Annotated in this window: 16 protein-coding genes and 1 pseudogene; 9 read left to right on the forward strand and 8 right to left on the reverse strand. The window is 71.7% G+C overall.

Annotation, left to right across the window (positions count from 1 at the left end):
- Nucleotides 1-119: 119 nt before the first annotated feature.
- Together G6048_RS22520 and G6048_RS22525 are read left to right on the forward strand one after the other, a co-directional pair.
- On the forward strand, nt 120-1,316 hold the full coding sequence (locus tag G6048_RS22520; protein ID WP_165341398.1) for a glycosyltransferase: 1,197 nt from the start codon (nt 120-122) through the stop codon (nt 1,314-1,316).
- Nucleotides 1,313-2,167 (forward strand): SGNH/GDSL hydrolase family protein, encoded by an 855-nt coding sequence (locus G6048_RS22525; RefSeq protein ID WP_165341399.1) that lies wholly within the window; start codon nt 1,313-1,315, stop codon nt 2,165-2,167. Before G6048_RS22520 ends, G6048_RS22525 begins: the two co-directional genes overlap by 4 nt.
- A gap of 6 nt (nt 2,168-2,173) precedes the next feature.
- On the opposite strand, the gene G6048_RS22530 is transcribed toward G6048_RS22525, so the two are convergent.
- From G6048_RS22530 to G6048_RS22550, 5 genes are read right to left on the reverse strand one after another with little or no spacing between them, the layout of a single operon-like run.
- Nucleotides 2,174-3,043, reverse strand: coding sequence for a 5-oxoprolinase subunit C family protein (locus tag G6048_RS22530; RefSeq protein ID WP_165341400.1), 870 nt, complete (start codon nt 3,041-3,043; stop codon nt 2,174-2,176).
- Nucleotides 3,040-3,672, reverse strand: coding sequence for a 5-oxoprolinase subunit B family protein (locus tag G6048_RS22535; protein ID WP_165341401.1), 633 nt, complete (start codon nt 3,670-3,672; stop codon nt 3,040-3,042). The genes G6048_RS22530 and G6048_RS22535 overlap by 4 nt, the downstream gene beginning before the upstream one ends.
- A complete protein-coding gene (locus G6048_RS22540) occupies nt 3,669-4,427 on the reverse strand; it encodes a LamB/YcsF family protein (RefSeq protein ID WP_165341402.1) in 759 nt (252 codons plus the stop codon). Before G6048_RS22540 ends, G6048_RS22535 begins: the two co-directional genes overlap by 4 nt.
- A 20-nt stretch (nt 4,428-4,447) precedes the next feature.
- A complete protein-coding gene (locus G6048_RS22545; RefSeq protein ID WP_165341403.1) occupies nt 4,448-5,269 on the reverse strand; it encodes a putative hydro-lyase in 822 nt (273 codons plus the stop codon).
- Complete coding sequence (locus G6048_RS22550) at nt 5,266-6,585, reverse strand: MFS transporter (RefSeq protein WP_165341404.1); 1,320 nt, start codon at nt 6,583-6,585, stop codon at nt 5,266-5,268. The genes G6048_RS22545 and G6048_RS22550 overlap by 4 nt, the downstream gene beginning before the upstream one ends.
- A 203-nt stretch (nt 6,586-6,788) precedes the next feature.
- Between G6048_RS22550 and G6048_RS22555 the strand changes: the two genes are divergently transcribed.
- The 4 genes from G6048_RS22555 to G6048_RS22570 all read left to right on the forward strand — a co-directional run bounded on the left by G6048_RS22555 (nt 6,789) and on the right by G6048_RS22570 (nt 15,109).
- Nucleotides 6,789-7,487, forward strand: a complete 699-nt coding sequence (locus G6048_RS22555; RefSeq protein WP_165341405.1) for a GntR family transcriptional regulator — start codon at nt 6,789-6,791, stop codon at nt 7,485-7,487.
- A 60-nt stretch (nt 7,488-7,547) separates the two neighbouring features.
- Entirely contained in the window at nt 7,548-9,050 is a 1,503-nt protein-coding gene (locus G6048_RS22560) for a hypothetical protein (RefSeq protein WP_165341406.1), read from the forward strand.
- Between the two features lie 211 nt (nt 9,051-9,261).
- Nucleotides 9,262-10,140, forward strand: coding sequence for a hypothetical protein (locus G6048_RS22565; RefSeq protein WP_165341407.1), 879 nt, complete (start codon nt 9,262-9,264; stop codon nt 10,138-10,140).
- A gap of 106 nt (nt 10,141-10,246) precedes the next feature.
- A complete protein-coding gene (locus G6048_RS22570; RefSeq protein ID WP_165341408.1) occupies nt 10,247-15,109 on the forward strand; it encodes a hypothetical protein in 4,863 nt (1,620 codons plus the stop codon).
- 19 nt (nt 15,110-15,128) lie between these two features.
- Here G6048_RS22570 and G6048_RS22575 read toward each other — a convergent pair whose 3' ends face one another.
- Both G6048_RS22575 and G6048_RS51890 read right to left on the reverse strand, forming a co-directional pair.
- Nucleotides 15,129-16,694, reverse strand: a complete 1,566-nt coding sequence (locus tag G6048_RS22575) for an APC family permease (protein ID WP_165341409.1) — start codon at nt 16,692-16,694, stop codon at nt 15,129-15,131.
- 180 nt (nt 16,695-16,874) lie between these two features.
- Nucleotides 16,875-17,051, reverse strand: a pseudogene (locus G6048_RS51890) (aldehyde dehydrogenase family protein); the annotation flags it as partial.
- 129 nt (nt 17,052-17,180) lie between these two features.
- Here G6048_RS51890 and G6048_RS49730 point away from each other — a divergent pair.
- The gene (locus G6048_RS49730) at nt 17,181-17,306 is read left to right on the forward strand and encodes a hypothetical protein (RefSeq protein ID WP_235990201.1); all 126 of its coding nucleotides are present in this window, start codon (nt 17,181-17,183) and stop codon (nt 17,304-17,306) included.
- A gap of 38 nt (nt 17,307-17,344) precedes the next feature.
- Here the strand turns inward: G6048_RS49730 and G6048_RS22585 are convergent, their stop codons facing one another.
- The gene (locus G6048_RS22585; RefSeq protein ID WP_165341410.1) at nt 17,345-17,878 is read right to left on the reverse strand and encodes a hypothetical protein; all 534 of its coding nucleotides are present in this window, start codon (nt 17,876-17,878) and stop codon (nt 17,345-17,347) included.
- 429 nt (nt 17,879-18,307) lie between these two features.
- On the opposite strand from G6048_RS22585, the gene G6048_RS22590 reads away from it, so the two are divergent.
- The gene (locus G6048_RS22590) at nt 18,308-21,370 is read left to right on the forward strand and encodes a sensor histidine kinase (RefSeq protein ID WP_165341411.1); all 3,063 of its coding nucleotides are present in this window, start codon (nt 18,308-18,310) and stop codon (nt 21,368-21,370) included.
- Entirely contained in the window at nt 21,367-21,807 is a 441-nt protein-coding gene (locus tag G6048_RS22595; protein WP_165341412.1) for a roadblock/LC7 domain-containing protein, read from the forward strand. The genes G6048_RS22590 and G6048_RS22595 overlap by 4 nt, the downstream gene beginning before the upstream one ends.
- Nucleotide 21,808: the final 1 nt, after the last annotated feature.

The raw sequence follows: 21,808 nt of genomic DNA on the forward strand, positions 1-21,808 counted from the left end.
CGGCGGGGCCGGCATAACTCATGCTGGCCATCGCGTAGCACGCGAGCGCGGCCGTGCACCCGCCGGGACCGAGAGGTCACAACCCTACCCGTGAGGGCTGCAGAAGGGATGGTCCTCTAATGAGCGAGTCGCTGCGGATCGTCCGGCTGGCCAACTTCGTCGCCCCCGCCTCGGGCGGCCTGCGGACCGCGCTGCGGGAGCTGGGCGCCGGTTACCGGGAGGCCGGGCACGAGCCGGTGCTGATCGTGCCCGGAGAGCGCGCCACGGACCGCGAGACCGAGCAGGGCCGGGTGATCACCCTGCCGGGACCGCTGCTGCCCGGGACCGGCGGCTACCGCGTGCTCACCGACAAGAAGCGTGTGTCCGCCCTCCTGGAGGAGCTGACGCCCGACCGGCTCGAGGTCTCCGACCGTACGACGCTGCGCTGGACCGGTGTCTGGGCGCGGCGCGCCCGGGTGCCGGCCGTGATGGTGTCCCATGAGACCGCCGACGGCGTACTGCGCACCTGGGGCCTGTCCGAAGGCATGGCCCGGCGGGCCTCCGACGCCCTCAACCTCCGTACCGCGCACCACTATTCACGCGTGGTGTGCACCACGGAGTTCGCGGAGCGCGAGTTCGTCCGCATCGGCGCCCGCAATGTCGTACGCGCCCCGCTGGGCGTCGACCTGGAGGGCCGGCACCCCTCGCTGCGGGACATGGGGCTGCGCGCCCGGCATGCGCGCGTGGACGAGACCTTGCTGGTGATGTGCTCCCGGTTGTCGGTCGAGAAGCGTCCCGGCACGGCGCTGGACGCCCTGGAGGCGCTGCTGCGCCGTGGGGAGCGCGCGGTGCTCGTCGTCGCCGGAGACGGGCCGCTGCGGGCCCGGCTCGAACAGCGGGCGCGCGAGCGGCGGTTGCCGGTCACCTTCCTGGGGCATGTGGGCGACCGTGCGCTCCTGGGCGGTCTGCAGGCCTCCGCCGACGTATGCCTGGCCCCCGGGCCCGCCGAGACCTTCGGGCTCGCGGCCCTGGAGGCGATGGCCTGCGGCACGCCCGTCGTCGCCAGCGCCTCCTCCGCACTCCCGGAGGTCATCGGCTCCGCCGGAGCCACCGCCGCGGACAACGGCGAGTCGTTCGCGGACAAGGTGCGGCTGCTGCTGGACCGTCCCGAGAACGAGCGCAGGGAGGCGGCACGCGCGCGTGCCGCCTGTTTCGGCTGGCCGGCCGCCGTGGAGGCGTTCCTCACGGCGCACGACGCGGCCGTACGGGTCGACCGGCCCTCGTCACGGGCGGGAAGCACCTCTTCCGTGCGAAGGGCCCGGGAGGGCGTGGCATGAGACCCCTGCGGTTCGTGGCGCTCGGGGACTCCCTCACGGAAGGAGTGGGCGATCCCGTCGGTGAAGGGTGGCGTGGCTGGGCCGCGCTGCTCGCCCACGGGCTCGCCCCCGCCGACACTCCCGCGCAGTTCGTCAACTTCGCGGTCAGCGGCGCCCAGACGCGTGACGTCCTGGAGCGCCAGACATCTGCCGCGCTGGCCGTACGGCCGGACATCGCCTCGGTCGTCATCGGAGTCAACGACACCCTGAGGTGCACCTTCGACATCCACGCGGTGGCCGCGCGGCTCGACGAGGTGTACGCGGCGTTCACCCGGCAGGGGGCGGTGCTGCTCACCGCCTGCCTGCCCGACCCCGGCGGGATGCTGGGGCTGCCCGGGGCGCTGGCCCGGCCGCTCGCACGGCGCCAGCGGGCCGTGAACACGGTCGTGCACGCGCTCTCCGCGCGGTACGGCGCCGTCCATCTGCACGCCGCGGAGGGGGCGTGGCTCACGGACCGTGCCATGTGGAGCGCGGACCGGCTGCATCCGGGCGAGCGGGGGCACCGGCAACTCGCCGTACGCTTTCACGCGCTGCTCGCGCAGGCGGGCATCGCGACGGGGTGCGCGCCTTCTGAGAAGCCGGAGTTCCCCGCGCCCACCCGCTCGGCGAGCCTGTGGTGGATGGCCACCGCGGGCACCGGCTGGGTGGCCCGCCGCTGCACCGACCTCCTGCCCCAACTCCTCACCCTCGCCGCCGACGAGATCCGCCACCGCGCCCGCGGCACCAGCGCCCGGCTCGACCTGAGTGCGTCGCATGCGGTGGCGGCGGCACTGGCGGCGCTGTCGGTCACGGAGCAGCCAGATGCGGCGTAAACCTGGTCAACGGCGCCGCACGGCCACGAACCGTATCGGCGTGCCCGGCGCGGCCTGGGCCGCGGCGGGGAGGTCCGTGGCCCGGACGACGGCGATGACCGGGTAGCCGCCGGTGGTCGGGTGATCGGCCAGGAACACCACGGGCCTGCCGTCCGGGGGGACTTGGATCGCGCCGAGGACCATGCCCTCGCTGGGGAGTTCGCCGGGGCGTGCGCGCTCCAGGGCAGGCCCCTCCGTGCGCAGGCCGATGCGGTTGCTCGCTGAGGAGACCCGGTACGTGTGCGTCGTGAGGGTGCGTACGGCCGTTCCCGTGAACCAGTCGTCGCGGGGGCCGAGGGTCACGCGGAGTACGAGTTCGGCGGGCGGGCCCGGGTGCGCGGCGACGTCCACGCGCGCGTGGGGGCCGTTGGGCCTCCCCAGGGGGAGCACCGTCCCGTCGGTCAGAGGCGGTGGGCCGAGGCCGGAGAGCAGGTCCGTCGACCGGCTGCCGAGCACCGGCTCGACGGCCACCCCACCCGACACGCCGACATAACTGCGTACTCCGGAGACCGCCGTCCCCACCGACAGCAGGGCCCCGCCGGGTACGCGCACCGGCGCTCCCCAGGGCACCGGGCGTCCGTCCACGGAGACCGGGCACGGGGCCCCGCCGACCGCGACCGTGACCGCCGAACGCGGCCGTACGGCACAGCCGTTGAGCGTCGTCTCCAGGACCGCCGCCTCGGGTGGATTGCCGACCAGACGGTTCACCAGGGCGGCGGCAGGACCGTCCAGCGCACCGGAACGCGGTACCCCCAGGTGCGCGTGACCGGGACGCCCCAGGTCTTGCACGGTGGTGAGCGCCCCGGCCCGTACGACGGCGAGAGCACGGTCCGTCATGACGACCCCACCGGGACGGTCCCCGCAGGGACGAAGCGGACTTGGGTTCCCGGTGACAGCAACGCGGCGGGCACGCGCGCGTGGTCCCACAGAACGGCGTCCGTCGTGCCGATCAACTGCCAGCCGCCCGGCGACGGCCGCGGGTACACGCCCGTGTACGGGCCCGCGAGTCCCACGGCACCGGCCGGGACGGTCGTACGAGGTGTCGCGCGGCGCGGCACGCCATAGCGCGCCGGAAGGCCTGTCAGATAGCCGAAGCCCGGCGCGAACCCGCAGAAGGCGACCCGGAATTCGGCCGCCGCGTGAATCCGCGCCACCTCGTGCACGGGCACATCCCAGAGCGCCGCGACCTCCGCGAGGTCGGGGCCGTCGTAGCGGACGGGGATCTCGACGATCTCCCCGGAGCTCGGCGGCGCGGGCGGCACCTGTGAGGCGGCCAGCTGCTGCGCCAGGCGTACGGGGTCGTCGAGGCCGTCCAGGAGGACCGTACGGGCCGCGGGGACGATCTCCTGTACCGAGAGGGAGCCCTCCGCGCGACGGCGCAGCAGATCCGCGTGCAGAGCCTGCGCCTCCCCGTCCGTCGAGACCTCGACGAGCAGGGCACGGTCGCCGACCGGCAGTGCCCTCATGCGAAGGCCTCCACGCGGACGCCGGACGCCTCCAGCCGCGTACGTACCCGACGGGCCAGGTCCACCGCGCCGGGCGTATCGCCGTGCACACACAGGGAGCGGGCACGCACCCCGATGTCCCGCCCGGAGCGGGACATGACCACTCCGGAGCCGGCGAGGCGCACACTGCGCTCCACGACGACACCGGGGTCGGTGATCACGGCGCCGTCCTGACCGCGCGGCACGAGCGTGCCCTCGTCCGTGTAGGCCCGGTCCGCGAACGCCTCGGTGACGACCGGGAGTCCGGCCTTCTCCGCCACGTCGAGGAAGCGGGATCCGGGCAGCCCGAGCACGGGGAGCGTGGCGTCCGCGAGCAGCACTCCGTCGACCACGGCCCCGGCCTGCTCCTCGTCGTGCACCACACGGTTGTAGAGCGCGCCGTGCGGTTTGACGTACGCCACGCGCGCGCCCGCCGCGCGCGTGAAGACCTCCAAGGCGCCGATCTGGTACGCCACTTCGGCTGCCAGTTCGTCGGACGGCACATCCATCGCGCGCCGTCCGAAGCCCGCCAGGTCGCGGTAGGAGACCTGGGCGCCGATCCGTACGCCGCGCTCGGCCGCCAGCTCGCACACCCGCCGCATGGTGGCCGCGTCCCCGGCGTGGAAGCCGCAGGCCACATTGGCGCTGGTGACGATGGACAGCAGCTGTTCGTCGTCGGTGAGGCGCCAGCGGCCGAAGCCCTCGCCCAGGTCGGCGTTCAGATCGATCGAGGTCATGGAGATGTCGATTCCTCGTTTCAGGCCACGCGGTACTGCTCGTCGCGGGCGTCGGTGATGAACATCTGTCCCGGTGCGTGGGTGATCGCGAACGGCGGGCGCGAGGCCATCACCGCGGCCTGCGGCGTCACCCCGCAGGCCCAGAACACCGGGATGTCGTCGGGACCGGCGTCCACAGGATCGCCGAAGTCGGGGCGCGCCAGGTCCTCGATGCCGAGCCCGCCCGGTTCGCCGCAGTGCACCGGGCTGCCGTGCACCGCGGGCAGCAGGCTGGTCTCCCGGATCGCCGCCGCCAGGTGCTCGGGCGGGACCGGGCGCATCGACACCACCATGGGGCCGTGCAGCCGCCCCGCGGGACGGCACTGACGGCTCGTCACGTACATGGAGACGTTGCGTCCCTGCTCGAGGTGGCGCAGCGGCACGCCGGCCTCGGTCAGCGCCCACTCGAAGGTGAAGCTGCACCCGATGAGGAACGACACGAGGTCGTCGCGCCAGTGGGCCAGTACGTCCGTGGGTTCCTCCACCAACTCGCCGTGCTCCCATACCCGGTAGCGCGGCAGATCGGTGCGCAGATCGGCGCCCGGAGCGAGGACGGTGGTCCAGGAGCCGGCGTCGGTGACGTCGAGGACCGGGCAGGGCTTCGGGTTGCGCTGGCAGAACAGCAGCATCTCGTACGCCCAGTCGGCGGGCACCGAGATCAGGTTCGCCTGGGTGTGGCCCGCCGCGCAGCCCGCGGTGGGGCCCGACATGCCCGAACGGAAGCGGGTGCGCGCCTCGTCGGGGCTCCACGCGTGCGCGTGCTCGTCGAGCACGTCCTGGTGCCGGAGTTGAGTGCGGTTCACAGGATCTCCTTCCCCCGCGTCTCGGGCAGCCCGAACAGGGCCAGCGCCGCGAGACCGTAGCCGATCGCGCCGAAGACCAGCGCGCCGCCGACACCCCAGCTGTCGGCCAGGAATCCGACGCAGGTCGGGAAGACGGCCCCCACGGCGCGGCCGGTGTTGTACGTGAAGCCCTGCCCCGTGCCGCGCACCGCCGTCGGGTACAGCTCGCTCAGGAACGAACCGAAGCCGCTGAAAATCGCCGACATACAGAAGCCGAGCGGGAAACCGAGCACAAGGAGAAGGCCGTTGGCGCCGGTGGGGATGTTCGCGTAGGCCATGATGCAGATCGCCGAGAGCACCGCGAAGAGCCAGATGTTCCGCCGGCGGCCCAGCTTGTCGGTGAGATAACCACCGGTCAGATAGCCGAGGAAGGCTCCGCTGATCAGGAACGTGAGATAGCCGCCGGTGTTGACGACGGACAGTTCGCGCTCCGTCTTCAGGTACGTGGGCACCCAGGTGGCCAATGTGTAGTAGCCGCCCTGGACACCGGTGGACAGCAGGACCGCGAAAATCGTCGTCCGGAGCAGTCCGGGTGATTCGGCCGTGCCCGGCTTGAAGATGGCCGCGAACGAGCCCTTCTCGGGGCTCTCCTTGCGGCGTTCGGTCGCCTTGGGGGCGTCCTTCACGTGACGGCGGACCCAGATGACGAGCAGTGCGGGCAGCGCGCCGGTCCAGAACATCACCCGCCAGGCGATGTCGTCGTCCATGAACTGGAAGACCAGCGTGTAGACGAGCACGGCGAGTCCCCAGCCGACGGCCCAGGAACTCTGGATCGCGCCGAGCGTGCGCCCCCGGTGCTTCGGGCTCGCGTACTCGGCGACCAGGATCGCGCCGACCGCCCACTCGCCGCCGAAACCGAGCCCCTGAAGGGCACGGAACACCAGCAGGGTCTCGTAGTTGGGCGCGAAGCCGCAGGCCACGGTGAAGACCGCGTACGTGATCACCGTGATCATCAGGGCCTTGACGCGCCCGATCCGGTCAGCGAGCACACCCGCGATGGCGCCGCCGATCGCGGAGACGACCAGCGTGACGGTCGTGAACAGCCCGGTCTGGCCGCTGTTGAGGCCGAAGTACGCCGCCAGGGCCACCATGCTCAGCGGCAGCGTGAAGTAGTCGTACGAGTCGAGGGCATAGCCGCCGAACGCGCCGCCGAAGGCGCGGCGGCCCCGCGGACCCAGGGCCCGCAGCCAGGCGAACGCGCCCTCGTGGGCGGCGAGTTCGCCCGAATCGGTGCGGATCTCGGTGGGCAGGGCCTGCGGTGGAGGGGTCGTGCTCATGGTGCACCTCGCAGTTGAGGACGGAGGGTGCTTCAGGACTGATGAGCCGTGCCGTGCGGAAGCGCTGAGGTACTGAATCGGCGTGCGGAAGCCGTCGGCACCGGGACGAGCGGCCGGTGCCTGTCCCAGCAAGGTAGAGGATCGTTGAACGATCCCTCAATACCTATGTTGTTTCGTTCTTGTATCTGCGGTTGAATTCGAGCGTGGCTGAACTGAACGGACTGGCGGACGATCGCGCACTGTTGGGACGCACCAGCACCGCGGAGCGGGTCTCGGACATCCTCAGGAGCCGGATCGCCGAGGGGTTCTTCCCGCCCGGCACGCGGCTGTCCGAGGACAGCATCGGTGGTGCGCTCGGTGTCTCGCGCAACACACTGCGCGAGGCGTTCCGGCTGCTCACGCACGAACGGCTGCTGGTGCACGAGCTCAACCGCGGCGTGTTCGTACGGGTCCCGACCGTCGAGGACGTCGAGGACATCTACCGCACCAGGGGCCTCGTCGAGTGCGCCGTCGTCCGAGGTCTCGGCGAGCCGCCGTACCCGGTGGACGGTCTCGCCCGGGCTGTCGCGGACGGGCAGCAGGCGATGAGCGAGAAGGACTGGAAGGGCCTGGGCACGGCCAACATCCGCTTTCACCGCGAGCTGGTGGAGCTGGCCGGCAGCGTCCGCACCGACGAGCTGATGAGCAGGGTCTTCGCCGAACTCCGGCTCACCTTCCACCTGGTGGACGACCCACGACGGCTGCACGAGCCGTACCTCGCCCGCAACGGCCAGATCCTCAAGGCCCTTCAGGGCGGCGACCGGGACGAGGCCGAGCAACTGCTCGCGACCTACCTCGTCGACTCGCGCAGGCGGGTCGTGGAGGTCTATGGGCGACGGGTGGCGGAGAAGAAGCTCGGGTGACGCGGGCGCCCTTCTTGGGCGTTTGGGGCGTTGTCAGACCCAGGACCTAGTCTTTGCATCGTGACTTCGCCTGCCTCGACGGACCGTGTTCCGCCCCAGCTCATCGCGGGGCCGCGCCCCGCACCGGGCCCGGCCGCCGACGAGGGGCTGGCGCGGCGCCTGCGCGCGCTCGCCTGCACCGCACCCCTGCACGACCTCGACGTGCGCAAGGCGAACCTCGCGGGTGAGTACTCCGTGTACGGCATGGCGGAGGTCGCCCTCGCCGCCATCGATCTCGTCACACTGAACATGGACTTCGACACGGGCGCCGACCACGACCAGATCGTGGCCAGGCTCATCCCGCGCATCGCCGCGCAGGCCCCGCGCCGCCCCGTCGCCGAGCACGAGCGGGTGGCCCACTGGGTCCTGGAGAACCTGATCAATGTCGGCAGCGTCGACCGCGGCTTCCGTGCCGTATACGGCACGTTCGCGCCCGACGGCTCCTATGTGCGCCGCGACTACGACTTCAAGCTGATCGAGGAGGTGCCGGGCTACGGCGGGAGCGTGTATCTCCGTACGACGGACGAGGCGGTCAACGTCCTCGTGGGCGCCCTCGACACGGACGTCACCAGCGCGCAGATCGCCGCCGAGGTCAAGCTGGAGGTGCTGATCAGCCGAGGCAGGCTCGCCGACGCACAACTCGCCGCCGAGCAGGCCCGCTACCGGACTGTGCAGTACTCCGAGACGCTCCGCAGGGCCCTGGACGCGACGCGGCGCAACGTCCGCGCGGTGGACTGGCTGCAGGCCGTGCCCGACATGATCGCCGAGGCGCTCGACCACGTGGCCGACCGCTATCGCCACGAGAACGCGATCCTCACCAACATCCGGAAGGCGCGCGACGAGTCCGAGGGCCCCGACCACAAGCGCCGCGCCGCCGAGCTCGTCGACATCGTCAAGGACTGCATTCGCCGCCATACGCAGCTGCAGTCCCGCCTCCTGGAGGCCGGCCCGCTGTTCCGCGCCGAGCAGGACCGACAGGCCTTCGCCGCGCCCATGGCGACTTCGGGGATCGACCTCTACGGGCACCTTGTCGCGCCGGTGCTGCCCCTGCCCGTGGAGCAGGCGCTGCGCGTGACGGACGCGTTCTTCGCGCGCGGAACGGGACTGCGCACTCCGGTGTCCGTACGGGTCGGAGATCTGGTCGACATACTGCTGACGCCCCCCATGGAGCGGGAGCACCTCGGGGCGGAGATGCCGGAGCCGGATCTGATCGCCACTCCGGATGACAGCCGGTTCAGCGAAGAGCAGCTGGCTGCCGCCATGGAGTTGCTGGACCTGCCTGCGGATGCGCCGCGGCGCTTGTCCGGGCTGCTTCATGAAGCCCGGCGTCAGGATCCCGAACTGCCGTACCTCGTCGCGCTGTTGGCCGTGCACGCGGCCAGTCCGCCGGTGGGGACCGCCTATCGGCAGGGGGAGGAGAAGCTGTTGTTCTCGGTGGACGACGGGACCGAGCTGGATGACTCGGAGTTCGGCGGGGCCGATTTGATCGTGGGGACGGCGACGCTCCGCTTGGAGGGCCGGTGAAGCGCGCGTTGTCGTTTGACTGTGGGTCGGCAGTGGTTGCTCGCGCCCACGATGGGGGTCCCCCCGCTCATGGGGGTCCCCCCGCTCGAGCGAAGTCGAGAGTGGGGGAGGAGCCGAGAGTGGGGGAGGAGCCGCATATGTCACAGCCCCGCGCCCCTGGAGGGGCGCTGATCCCCACACCCGCTCATCAGGTCCCCGAGGAGCCTCAGTCGTGACCGAGCATGTCGAGTGGAGTGAGCCGGAGGCCGTCGCCGCCCCGGCGTCCGTCGCCGTCACTCCCGCCGACGCCGCCGACGCGGCGCGGCTCGTCGCCTTCGGGCTGCAGCCCAAGCTGCAGCCCGCCCGCGACCAGGAGTACGCCGAACTGCTGCGGCGCTATCGCGAGGACCCGGCGTTCGCGCGGCTCGCCGATGCCGTGGCCGCGGGGCTCGGGTTGGTCGTGCTGGAGGTGTCCCCGCGCGCGGGGATGGCGGTGACGGCGGCCGAGGACTCGGTGTTCGCCGTGCGCATGGGGGACTACGCGCGACGGGCGTCCGCGGACGCCGGGGACCGATTCCTGCACGGGCTCGCCCATCTCGCAGTGGCCGCGATGGCGTTTCCGCGGCCCGAGGACCTCGCCGACGACGGGTACATCGGGCGGGTTTCGGTCAATGGCGTGGACACGTTCGTACGGCAGGCCTGCAGGCGCCTGGAGGAGCGGGCTGAGGAGCACGGGGAGAACACCGACCCGGCCACCGACGCGCCCGGCCTCGAGGCGGCCTGGCGGATCTGGGCCAGACGCAGCGCGACCGGGGCGACCAAGGACGCGCGCCGCCTTGCCGGTTCGACCACCGGCATAGTGGGCAAGGCCGTTGCGTTCCTCACCGACTCCGGGTTTCTGCAACGCACCGGGGACGACGGCGGAGGGACATACCGTACGACCGCCCGCTACCAGCTCCAGGTGCGCGACATGGCGGGCAGCGCCGCCATGGCCGAGCTGCTCGAGCTGGGCATCGTGCCGGTCACCGACGGCACCGCGACCCTGCTGCCCGCCGAGGACACCGACGACCTCGAACTGGCGGCCGACGCGGGGCTGCCGTTCCACTCCTGACCATGACGCCGCCTCCCGACCTCGACGACCCCTGACCTCGACCACCTCCGACCCCGACTGAGCCCAACCCCCTTCCGACCACGTCCGATCACGAGAGTCCGCCGCCATGTACGAGCTGTCCCGGGTCCGCCTCTACTCCATCGGGCCGGCCGGTGCGCGCTACGCCGACACCGTGCTGGACCTGCGGGGTGTCGGCGAGCCCGTGCCCGACCCCGCGCCCACCCAGGCGGAGTTCTTTGAGGAGGAGCCGACCGGGCCGCCGCGCCGTCCCGCGCCTGCGGGCGTGCTCTTCCTGGAGAACGGCGGCGGCAAGTCCGTACTGCTCAAGCTGATCTTCTCGGTGATGCTGCCGGGGCACCGGAACACGCTGGGCGGGGCCAGTTCGGGTGTGCTGCGGAAGTTCCTGCTCGCCGACGACTGCGGGCATGTGGCGCTGGAGTGGCAGCACACGCTGACCGGTGAGTGCGTCGTGGTCGGCAAGGCGAGCGAGTGGCGCGGGCGTCAGGTGTCCAACGATCCGCGGAAGTTCGCGGAGGCGTGGTACTCGTTCCGGCCCGGCCCGGGGCTGAGCCTGGACAATCTGCCGGTCGCCGAGGCCACCGCCGTACGGCCGCACGTGGAGGGTGTGTCCGGGGCGCAGGGGCGGCGCCGCACGATGAAGGGTTTCCGGGACGCGATCACGGAGGCGGGGAAGGCGTACCCGCATCTGGAGGTGCACTGGGAGGAGATCCACGACCGCTGGAACGAGCATCTCGGGGATCTCGGTCTGGATCCCGAACTCTTCCGCTACCAGCGGGAGATGAACGCCGACGAAGGCGAGGCGGCCGGGCTTTTCGCGGTCAAGAAGGACTCCGACTTCACCGACCTGCTGCTGCGCGCGGTCACCGACACCCGGGACACCGACGGGCTCGCGGACCTGGTCGGCGGGTTCGGCAACAAGCTGGGGCGGCGGGCCGAGCTGATCGCCGAGCGGGAGTTCACGGCGGGGTCTGTGGACCTGCTCGGGCGGATCGTGGAGGCGGCCGAGACGCGTTCGCGCGCGCGGGACATCCACACGGCTGCCGAGCGGCGTACGCGCACGCTGGCCCGGCGGCTGACCGCGCGCGCCGTACAGGAGCGGGCCCGGGCCGCCGAGCTCGCCCAGCGGGTCACCGACGCCGCGCACACGGTCACCGAGGCCGAGGGCGCCCGCTCCAGGAGCGCGCTGATCGCGGCCGAACTCGCCTACCGGCACGCCTCCTTGGCACTCGCCGGCGCCGAGAAGGCGGCTGCGGCGCAGAAGCGCGAGCTCGCCGACGCGCGCACGCTGCACTCCGCCTGGCAGGCCGCCGAAGCGGTGCTGCGCCACCGGGCCGCCGCGGACCGCTCCGCGCGCGTGGCGGCCGCGATCCGCGAGGCCGAGCGGGATGCCGCACCGGCGCTCGCCGCGCGCGCCAAGGCCGCCGTCGACCTCGTCCGCGCGCTGCACACCGCGGCCGAAGGGGCCGAGACGGTCGCGGTCGAGGAGGAGGAGCGCTCCGCCGCGCTCCAGGAGACCGGCGAGGCCGCCCACCGCGACGCGACGGCCGCCGCCACCGAGGCGCAGCGCGCCCGCAGCGAGACCGGTCACCTGCGGGAGCGGCTCGGCGAGGTCGAGCAGGAGACCGCCGAGGCGGTACGCGCCGGATGGCTCGACAACACCGCACCCGACGCCGACCCCGCGCGCGCGGCCCTGGAGGCCAGCGACGCCGAGAAGTCCGCCGTCGCCGCCTGGGACACCGCACGCGAGGCATCCCGCCGCGCCTCGGAGCGCGCCCGCGAGGCCGCGACGACCGAGTCCCGCGCCGAACTCACGGCGGCCCGTGCGGCGGATGCCGCGACGGCCGCCGAGCGCGCGTACGACGCGGAGCGGCGAACCGCCGAATCCCTGGCGAGCGAGGAACGGCTGGCGGAACTGCTGAGCCTGCCAGGTGCGGGTGCCTCCGGTCCGGGCCGCGCCGCGGTGCCGATGCCCCGAGCGGGGGCGGACGGCTCCGGAGAGCCCGCGCGGGGTGTGGCTTCCGCGCAGGGCCCGGTCGACAGCGCGGGCGCGCCCGGCGCCGGCCGGGACGCGGCGGCCGCCCACGGCCGGAGTACCGCCGCCCGACCGATGGCCGAAGGGCCCCTCACCGCCGAGGAGTTGGACCGTTACGCCGATGAACTGCGGGAGTTGCTCGACGACGGGGTCGCCTCGGCCGAGCGGCAGCTCTTCGAGCTGCGCACCGCGGCTGCCGACGATGCGCGGATTCTCGGCGCCCTCGGTGACGGCGGGCTGCTGCCACCGGGGCCGGACGTCCTGGCCACCGTGGAGTACCTGGGGGAGCGCGGGATCCCCGCGCTCCCCGGCTGGCGCTATCTCGCGCAGGCCGTCGATCCCGTCGACCACGCGCGCGTGCTGATCGCTCGGCCCGAGCTGGTGGACGGCGTCATCATCACGGATCCGGAAACCCACGCCCGCGCCCGCGAAGCCCTCGCCGATGCCGCGCTGCTGCCCCGGTCCGCCGTGGCCGTCGGTACGGCCGCCGCGCTGCTCGCCCCGACGCCGGCCCACGACGCGGGCGACGGCGGCCGCAGCGACGTATTCCTCGTACCGCCGAACCCGGCCATGCACGACGAGCACGCCGCCGACGAGGAGCGGCAGGCGCTGCGCACGCGCGCGACCGAACGGGACGAGGAGATCCGGGAACTGGCGGCCCGGCTGGCCAAGGACCGCGAGCTGGCGGCGCGCCTCGCCTCCTGGCGCACCGGGTGCCCGGCGGGCCGGCTCGCCGAACTCGCCGCGGCGGCCGGCGATGCGCGTGCGTTCGCCGAGGAGGCCGAGGCCGAACTCGCCGAGGCGCGCACCGTACGGGCCGAGGCCGACGAGGCCGCATCGGACGCGGCCCGGGTGCGGGACGAACGTCAGGACGCCGCGCAGCGGGCCCGACGAGCCGCCGACGCGCTCGCCGGACTCGCCTTCCGGCTGCGTGAACGGGCCGGCTGGCAGGCCAGACTGCGCGAACTCGCCGACGAGGCAGCCGAGTCGGAGGCCCGCGCCCAGTCCTGCCTGGAGCGGGCCCGCGCCGCCGACGAGGACAGGCGCGCCGCCCAGCGCGCCGCCGACGACGCCCGCCGCACGGCCCGCACCCTGCGCGCCGAGCGCGCGGAGATCGCGGGCGTCCCCGACGACGTGACGCAAGACGGCACGGCAGAACACAGCGCTGCGGAGGCCGAGGGCGCTCCCAGGGCAGACACAACGGGAGACAAGCCGGGCGACAAACCAGGCGACAAGGCCCTCGGCCGCGCCGACCCCAAGCCCTCGCTCCCCGCCCTCCGCGAGGCCTACCGCGCCGCGTCGCAGCTCTACGAGAAGGTCGGCGTCGGTGCCGATCTGCGTGCCGAGCAGGCTCGGGCCGAGAGCGACGAGAGCGCCGCGCTCGCCGAACTGGACCGGCTCAGCAACAAGGTGCGTACGCGCGCGGCCCAGCTTCTGGAGTCCCCGGACGGTTCCGACGGGCCGTCCCGGCAGGCCGCCGCCGCCCGCGCCGAGGAGCTCGTTCAGCTGCTGGAGACCCGTATGTCGACCGCGAGCGAGCAGCTCGGCCGGCTCCGCGGCGAGGCCGAGCGGCACGCACCCGAGGACGGCGAGGCCCACACCGAGCTGCCCGAAGAACTGGTCCCGCGCGACGCCGAGCACGCGCAGAGCCTGCTGCGTACCGCCACGGCCGAACTCGCCTCCCGAACCGAGGCGTTGAGCCAGGCAGGCGAGGCCCACGCCGAACTCCTCGACGCCCACCGAGCCGCACAGGAAGCGGCCGGCGGCTTCGACGAGACAGCAGCCCTCCTACGGGACCTCCTGCGCGAGCACACCACGGAAGAGGAGCACGAGGAGCCCGAGCCGTACCCGGGGACCCTCGACGAGGCCCGGCAGTCCGCCGCCGAGACCCGCCGCTCTCTGCGGGGCTGCGCCGCCGATCTCTCCGCTGCCGAGGCAGCCGTACGCGACGCAAGCGATGTCCTCGTACGGCACGCCAACTCGACGCGTTACGAGCAGGTCCGTACCCCGGCCCGCCAGCAGATCCGCGAGCTGCCCGCCGCCGCGCTGCCCGAGCACGCCCAGAAGTGGGCGGACGCTTTCGCGCCCCGGCTCCGGGTCCTCACCGACGAGTTGGCGCAGCTGGAGCGCAACCGGGACTCGATCGTGGACCGGCTGCGGGGCCTTGTGGAGTCCGCGCTCGCCACACTCCGATCCGCCCAGCGGCTGTCCCGACTCCCCGAAGGGCTCGGCGAGTGGTCCGGCCAGGAGTTCCTGCGCATCCGCTTCGAGGAACCCGACCAGGCCACGCTCACCGAACGGCTCGGCGAGGTCGTCGACGAGGCGACCCGCGCGGCCGTCAAGAAGAACTCCGACCTCCGCCGCGACGGCATGTCGCTGCTCCTGCGCGGCGTCGGCGCGGCACTCCAGCCGAAGGGCGTCGCCGTCGAGATCCTCAAGCCGGACGCCGTACTGCGCGCAGAGCGCGTCCCCGTCGGACAGATGGGCGACGTGTTCTCCGGCGGCCAACTGCTCACCGCCGCCATCGCCCTGTACTGCACGATGGCCGCCCTCCGCTCGAACGACCGGGGCCGCGACAAGCACCGCCACGCCGGCACGCTCTTCCTCGACAACCCCATCGGCCGCGCCAACGCGACCTACCTGCTGGAACTGCAACGGGCGGTCTCGGACGCGCTGGGCGTCCAACTCCTCTACACCACCGGCCTGTTCGACACGACCGCGCTGGCGGAGTTCCCGCTGGTGATCCGGCTGCGGAATGACGCAGACCTCCGCGCCGGTCTCAAGTACATCAGCGTCGAGGAACACCTCCGGCCGGGGCTGCCGCAACAGCCACCGGCCGGTGAGGGCGAGTCGGTACACAGCGAGATCACGGCGACACGGATGTTCAAGCGCCCGGCGCCGACAAGCGCCCCGTAGGTGCGAGGTCGGCCTGCGCCTACTCGGACGCGGGCGACGCGGCGGACTCCACGGGTGCCGACTGCTGCAACTGGTGCTCGGCGAGCACCCCGGTGCGGTGCCGCTGCACGAACCAGTAGTAGGCGAAGCCGCCCGCGGCGACGATGCCGACGAAGAGGACGGCGCCCCAGCGCAGATACCAGTGGTACGGGGCGGTCGCGTTGTAGACCTCCGGGCGCGGCCAGATCAGGTTGACCGTCATGGCCGTACCCCACACCACGGCGAGGATGTTGACGAGCAGCCCCCAGCGGCCGAGCGAGAACTTGCCGTCGCCCGCAGGCTGCCACTTGCCGCGCAGCCTGGCCACCAGCATCGGCCCGGTGACCATCAGATACGCGAGGTAGATCATGATGATGCCGATGCTGGTCACCACCGTGAAGATCTGCGGCTGCCGGATGTTGACCACCAGGATCGCCAGCGCGAGGATCCCGATGATGACGGCCGGGAGTACCGGCGTCTGGAACCGCGGATGGACCTTGGCCAGCAGGGACGCGGCGGGCAGGTTGTTGTCGCGGGCCATCGCGAAGGCCAGCCGGATCGCCGCCGTGTGTACGGCGAGGGCGCAGACGGTGACCGCGATCAGCACGCACCACAGCATCGCCTTGCCGGCTGTCGAGCCGAGCACGTCGAGGACGACGTACTGCAGGCCGTCCGTGGTCAACTGCTCGCCTCGCAGACTGGAGACGCTCATCAGCGCGAGCAGCAGGATGAGCCCGCCGAGGGCGAACGAGGCGACGATGGCGCGGATGATCGCACGCGGCGCGTTGCGCGAGGGGTCGAGGGACTCCTCGCCGAGCGACGCGGCCGTGTCGAAGCCGTACATCACATACGCGGACGCCAGCGAGGCCACGAGGAACGCGCCGAGGTAGCCGAACGACTGGCCCGATCCGGTGCCTTGAGTCTCGGTCACCACCTGCGGACCGCGCGTGATGTTGACGGCCAGCAGCACGATCAGGACGACCGTGGCGAGGAGCTCGATGAACACGCCCGCCGTGTTGATGGTGGCCATCAGCTTCACGCCGAAGGCGTTGACCAGCGTCGTGAACAGGATGAGCACAGCGGCAAGGATCACCGCGTTCGTCGCCACGTCATACGTACCCGTGCCGTCGCCCACGAACTGGAAGAACGAGGAGATCTGCGGAAGCGTCAACTGATAGGCGAGCGCCACGGCGGCGATCGACACAATCGAGGCGAGCAGCATCATCCAGCCGGCGAGCCAGCCGATGTGCGGATTACCCACCTTCTTCGACCAGTTGTAGACGGAACCGGCCACGGGATAGCGGGCGGCCAGCTCGGCGAAGCACAGGGCGACCATGAACTGGCCCCCGAACACCATCGGCCAGGACCACCAGTAGGCGGGACCGCCGCTCGCGAAACCGAAGTAGAAGAGCTGGAAGGTGCCGGTCAGGATCGATATGTAACTGATACCCGCGGCGAAAGTGTGGAAGTTCCCGAGCGTGCGCTTGAGCTCGGGCTTGTACCCGAACTCGGCGAGCTCGGAATCGTCGTGCTTGTGCTGCTCGGGTGGCTGAGTGGTGGCTGACATGCGCGGACTCCTGGGGAGTGGGGGGAGCTGTCCCGTGCGGGAGGGAGCGCGGCTCGTGGGGGGAGGTGGCCGTGCGTGGTCGGTGTTCTACGTGATCGTTGTCCTCTGGGCCCTGGATCTTGTTGGTGATGTACGCGGCTTGAATCATACGGACGTACGAGCCCTGGATCTCATGCGTGGCTACCCGAACCAGCCCTGTGGGCTGCGATTCGTCGGCCTCCAGAGGTGCTTCGCCTCGCGATCTCGGCGAGACCGGCCGATCCGAGTTCCCGCCCCAACCAGCACTGCTTGAAGCCGGCCCACTCTGCCTGGGGACGTACGGGGGGCAGTCGTGACCCACACCGTGCCCAGGTGCAGCGCGACTTATGGCCCAACCAGTAGGGTGCGCGGATCGAGTTCGTGGAGCGGCGGCTCGCTACCTAGACCGTCCGCATCGCGGACGCCTCGATCACCAAGGGCGCGCCGGACAAAGGCGGCTTCCTCGCGCTGTATGAGCGCGACGGTCGCGCGGCGGCGGTGCTCTCCGTGGACCGCCCGCCTCCCTTCATGCGGGCCAGGCGCGAACTGGCGCGCGGGGCAAGCGCGGTGAAGGCGGCAGCCGCCTCCCGATGAGCCGGTCTTGAGTTCCGGACCAGCTCATCGGGACCTCATCAGGAGTGCGACAACTGCCCCGCGCCGCCCCGACGACGTATCCGCTCCTTGGCGCGCTCGGACGCCCGCTCCTGGCGCCGTGCCTTGCGTCGCTCGCGCCGCAAGGCACGCGCTGTGCTGCTCGGTGTCGACACCACGCCGTTCCGCTGGAGCCACACCTGTCGGGTCACCCACACGTCCAGCGCGCCCCACGTGGCGACCACCGTGCTCGCCACACTGCTCAGAACCATGGGGAACGCGAGCCAGGAACCGGCCAGTGTGCACAGGAAGGCCACCATCGCCTGGATGAGTGTGAGGGCGATGATGATGACGGCTCGCACCGCGGACGTACGCACCGGATCGGGCAGCCGTGGTTTGTGCGCGGGCTCCTCGACCCACAGCGGCCGGTAGTACGCCCGCTCTTCCGCCTCCTGCTCCTGCTCCTGCTGCGCCGGAATGTCGCGATCCGGCGCCTCTGCCTGGGCGTACCGCTCCGCCACCGCCGTTGCCCCGACGCTCAGCTCGGGCGCCTCGCGCTGCTCTGCCGTGCCCATCAACTTGTCACTCCCCACCGCTCAGCAGCCCCTCGCTCCGTGTCACGAGACATCAACACCCCACGGCTGCTCGGCTTGCGCCGTTTTATGCCACCTGGGTGCGGCATGCGGCGCCTGAGCCGATTCCGTCCCCAACTCCCATACAGAAAGACGATCGACGTACCCCGAAGATTCCCAACCCGCGAAAAATTTCAGCCAACTGACCAAGCGTCTCGAGAGGTTGGCGTCCGGCGTTCTGTGCCGGATTCGGGGAGGCAATCTCCCCCAATGAACGGACAACTGCGGATGTCTTGTTCCTGTCGCGTCGATGAAACGGAAGGAGTCCGTCCGGACGGGCCTTCGAGTTCCCCGTGTGTCGGTAGTAGGCTCGCGCCGTTTGTTGACGCACATGTGTACCCCCGTCCGGAGGGGGTCGAGCTGGGGGAGGCCATGCGCTTTCGCGGGAAGTCCATCCGCCGGAAGATCGTGGCGCTGCTGATCGTGCCGCTGGTGTCTCTGACCGCTATCTGGGGCTTCGCCACGGTACTCACCGGGCGCGAGGCAGGTGAGCTGTTCGACGCTTCGTCCGTCGTGGAGAAGGTCACCTATCCCACCGAGGACACCGTCCGCGTCCTGCAGCAGGAACGCCGTCAGACCCTCGTCTATCTTGCCGACCCCCGCGCCTCCGACGGGCTCGCCGCACTCCGCCGCAGCCGGGCGGCCACCGACGACGCCATCGCTGAGATCCGCGGAAACGCCAGGAACTCCGACGTACGGGACGCGGTGGGCGAGGGCACCGGCGGTCGGCTGACGGCGATGCTGGATTCCCTGGAGGGCGTCGAGTCACTGCGCCGCAGCGTCGAACAGGGCACAGTCACCCGGTCCCAGGCCCTGGAGCGCTACAACAGCCTCGTCGAGCCCTGCTTCGACGTGCTTTCAAACCTTCATGTGGTCGACGACGTGGAGATGGACAAGCAGGCCCGCGCCCTCGTCAACATCGCCCTCGCGCGGGAACTGCTCTCCCGAGAGGACGCCCTGCTGGGCTCGGCGCTGGTCGTCGGCAGGCTTTCCGCCGGCGAGGTCCGCGACATCTCCGACCTCGTGGCACAGCGCGAGCTGTTGTACGACACCAACCTGCCGCAGCTCCCCTCCGCGGACCGCGAACGCTACGAGCTGTTCTGGAAGAATGCCGCGCCCGCTCCACTGCGGGCGGCCGAACAGGCCGTCATGTCCTCCGAGGCAGGCAAGCCCCGTGGCGTCACCGCGAAGAGCTGGGACACCGAGGCCGCCAATGTCCTCGACGAGCTGGGCACCCTCAACGACGAGGCGAGCGACCGCTACCAGGACCGTGTCCGCCCGATCGCTGTCGACGTCATCGTCAGGGCGGCCGTCGCCGGCGTCCTCGGCCTGATCGCCCTACTGGTCTCGCTCTTCCTGTCCGTACGCATCGGCCGCGGCCTCATCCGCGACCTGCGCGGGCTGCGCCTGGATGCCCACGAGGCGTCCGGGGTGCGACTGCCCAGCGTGATGCGCCGGCTGTCCGCGGGCGAACAGGTCGACGTCGAGACTGAGGTGCCACGCCTGGAGTACGACAAGAACGAGATCGGCGAGGTCGGCCAGGCACTCAACACCCTCCAGCGCGCCGCGGTCGAGGCCGCCGTCAAGCAGGCCGAACTGCGCGACGGCGTCTCCGAGGTCTTTGTGAACCTCGCCCGCCGCAGCCAGGTCCTGCTGCACAAGCAGCTCACCCTGCTCGACAGCATGGAGCGCAGGACCGAGGACACCGACGAACTCGCCGATCTCTTCCGTCTCGACCATCTGACCACCCGCATGCGCCGCCACGCCGAGGGCCTGGTGATCCTCTCCGGCGCGGCCCCCTCCCGGCAGTGGCGCAAGCCCATCCAGCTGATGGACGTCGTCCGCGCCGCCGTCGCAGAGGTCGAGGACTACGAACGTATCGAGGTACGCCGACTGCCACGCATGGCCGTCACCGGTCCCGCGGTCGCCGACCTCACCCACCTCGTGGCCGAACTCCTGGAGAACGCCACGGTGTTCTCGCCCCCGCACACCGCGGTCCAGGTGCTCGGCGAACGCGTCGCCAACGGCTTCACGCTGGAGATCCACGACCGCGGTCTGGGTATGGCTCCTGAAGCCCTCCTCGACGCCAACCTGCGGCTCGCCGAGACCCCGGAGTTCGAGCTGTCGGACACCGACCGGCTCGGGCTCTTCGTCGTCAGCCGCCTCGCCCAGCGGCAGAACGTACGCGTCTCCTTGCAGCCGTCCCCGTACGGCGGGACCACCGCCGTGGTGTTCATCCCCGACGCGTTGCTCACGGACGACGTGCCCGACACCAACGGCGTGGGCTTCCGGCTCGACCGGGCGCTCCAGCCGAAGGAGGGCGACGACAACCGCAAGGCCGCGCTCTCCCAGGTACCGGTCCAGCTTCCGGGCCTGCCGGCCTCCATTCTGGACGGGCCCATCGAGCTGGAGTCTCCCGTCGATCTGGACGCTCTCGACGACTTCCCGGACGGTCTCGATGACGAGGACAGCGAGCGTGGCGGCATCTTCCGTCCGCGCCGCTCTATCGCCGGAGTGCCCGTGGAGCAGCACCAGCAGGCACGCGAGGCCCCGAGCGAGTCGTCTCGCCCGGGTGATGGGGACCACCCCGGCGAACCCGTGCCGCTCCCGCGCCGCCGGGCCCCGAAACTCGTCAGCTCCCACGGCCGCCCCGTCTCCCAGACGAAGCCGCGGCGCGTGGAGCCGTTGGAACGCGCGGACGCCGAGCAGCTGACGCAGGCGGCGGAATCGGCCGAGGGGGCGCCCGCACGACCAGGCGCACTGGAGGAGCTGCCGAAGCGCACGCGAGCCGCCAAAGCCGATCGGCTGCCGGCGCGTAGGGAACCGGCGGATCCGCTTCCCCGCCGCCGACGCGAGCCCGAGGCCGCGCCGGACGCCGACACAGAGCCGGCGGACCGTGGGGCCGGGCTCAGCAGGACACCGGACCGCGACGCCGAACTCGGAAGAACCTCGGACCGTGACACCGGGTCCTCGGGCAGTACCCGGCCGGCCGGCCGCGGCCTTGAACCGGGAGGCCGCCGCCCAGAGCCTGGTGATGCGTCCACCCGCGGAGCCGAACGCCCCGAAGCCTCGGCCCGAGGCAGTGAGCCCGGCGAAGCCCCGGCCCTCCCCAAGCGGGAGTCGCGGCGCGGCACCGCGACGGGCGGCAGCCGCACCGGCGCCCCGCCCTCAGGCGGCGGCACCGGCCCACTGCCCCGACGCGTACGGCAGGCCAATCTGGCCCCGCAGTTGAAGGACGGACCCGACCGGCGTGCCGAGCGCGACGTGTCCCGCACCGGGAGCGGCACGGAAGGCACCGAGCGCGACGCCGACCAGGTACGCAACCGCATGGCTTCGCTCCAGCGCGGCTGGCAGCGCGGCCGTGAGGAGAACGCCGCGGGCGACGGGGCCCAGGGCGGCACAGCACAAGGAACGACTAAGGGGGACGGTCGATGACCGCACCAAAGGACGCCGGCCACATCAGGACCAACAAGGTGTCCGGCGAGCTCAACTGGCTCCTCGACGACCTGGTGGACCGCGTCGCCAGCATCCGCAAGGCACTCGTGCTCTCCAGCGACGGTCTGCCGACCGGCGTCTCCAAGGACCTGACCAGGGAGGACAGCGAGCACCTCGCCGCCGTGGCCTCCGGATTCCACAGCCTCGCCAAGGGCGTCGGCCGCCACTTCGAGGCGGGCAGTGTCCGGCAGACGATCGTCGAACTCGACGATGCGTTCCTGTTTGTCACAGCGGCCGGCGACGGTAGCTGTCTCGCCGTCCTCTCGGACGCTGACTCGGATGTCGGGCAGGTGGCCTACGAGATGACGTTGCTGGTCAAGAGGGTCGGCGCACATCTGGCACAGGCTCCGCGCACCGATCTGCCCGCAGGCGGGTAGT

It is taken from the genome of Streptomyces ureilyticus (genome assembly GCF_011045025.1).
Lineage (GTDB): Bacteria > Actinomycetota > Actinomycetes > Streptomycetales > Streptomycetaceae > Streptomyces > Streptomyces ureilyticus.

What these genes read in the sequence shown, in the direction of transcription:
- G6048_RS22530 (WP_165341400.1), bottom strand. Translation starts at nt 3,043, where the DNA reads ATGACGGACCGTGCTCTCGCCGTCGTACGGGCCGGGGCGCTCACCACC.
- G6048_RS22520 (WP_165341398.1), top strand. Translation starts at nt 120, where the DNA reads ATGAGCGAGTCGCTGCGGATCGTCCGGCTGGCCAACTTCGTCGCCCCC.
- G6048_RS22595 (WP_165341412.1), top strand. Translation starts at nt 21,367, where the DNA reads ATGACCGCACCAAAGGACGCCGGCCACATCAGGACCAACAAGGTGTCC.
- G6048_RS22525 (WP_165341399.1), top strand. Translation starts at nt 1,313, where the DNA reads ATGAGACCCCTGCGGTTCGTGGCGCTCGGGGACTCCCTCACGGAAGGA.
- G6048_RS22590 (WP_165341411.1), top strand. Translation starts at nt 18,308, where the DNA reads ATGCGCTTTCGCGGGAAGTCCATCCGCCGGAAGATCGTGGCGCTGCTG.
- G6048_RS22540 (WP_165341402.1), bottom strand. Translation starts at nt 4,427, where the DNA reads ATGACCTCGATCGATCTGAACGCCGACCTGGGCGAGGGCTTCGGCCGC.
- G6048_RS22575 (WP_165341409.1), bottom strand. Translation starts at nt 16,694, where the DNA reads ATGTCAGCCACCACTCAGCCACCCGAGCAGCACAAGCACGACGATTCC.
- G6048_RS22550 (WP_165341404.1), bottom strand. Translation starts at nt 6,585, where the DNA reads ATGAGCACGACCCCTCCACCGCAGGCCCTGCCCACCGAGATCCGCACC.
- G6048_RS22585 (WP_165341410.1), bottom strand. Translation starts at nt 17,878, where the DNA reads ATGGGCACGGCAGAGCAGCGCGAGGCGCCCGAGCTGAGCGTCGGGGCA.
- G6048_RS22535 (WP_165341401.1), bottom strand. Translation starts at nt 3,672, where the DNA reads ATGAGGGCACTGCCGGTCGGCGACCGTGCCCTGCTCGTCGAGGTCTCG.
- G6048_RS22570 (WP_165341408.1), top strand. Translation starts at nt 10,247, where the DNA reads ATGTACGAGCTGTCCCGGGTCCGCCTCTACTCCATCGGGCCGGCCGGT.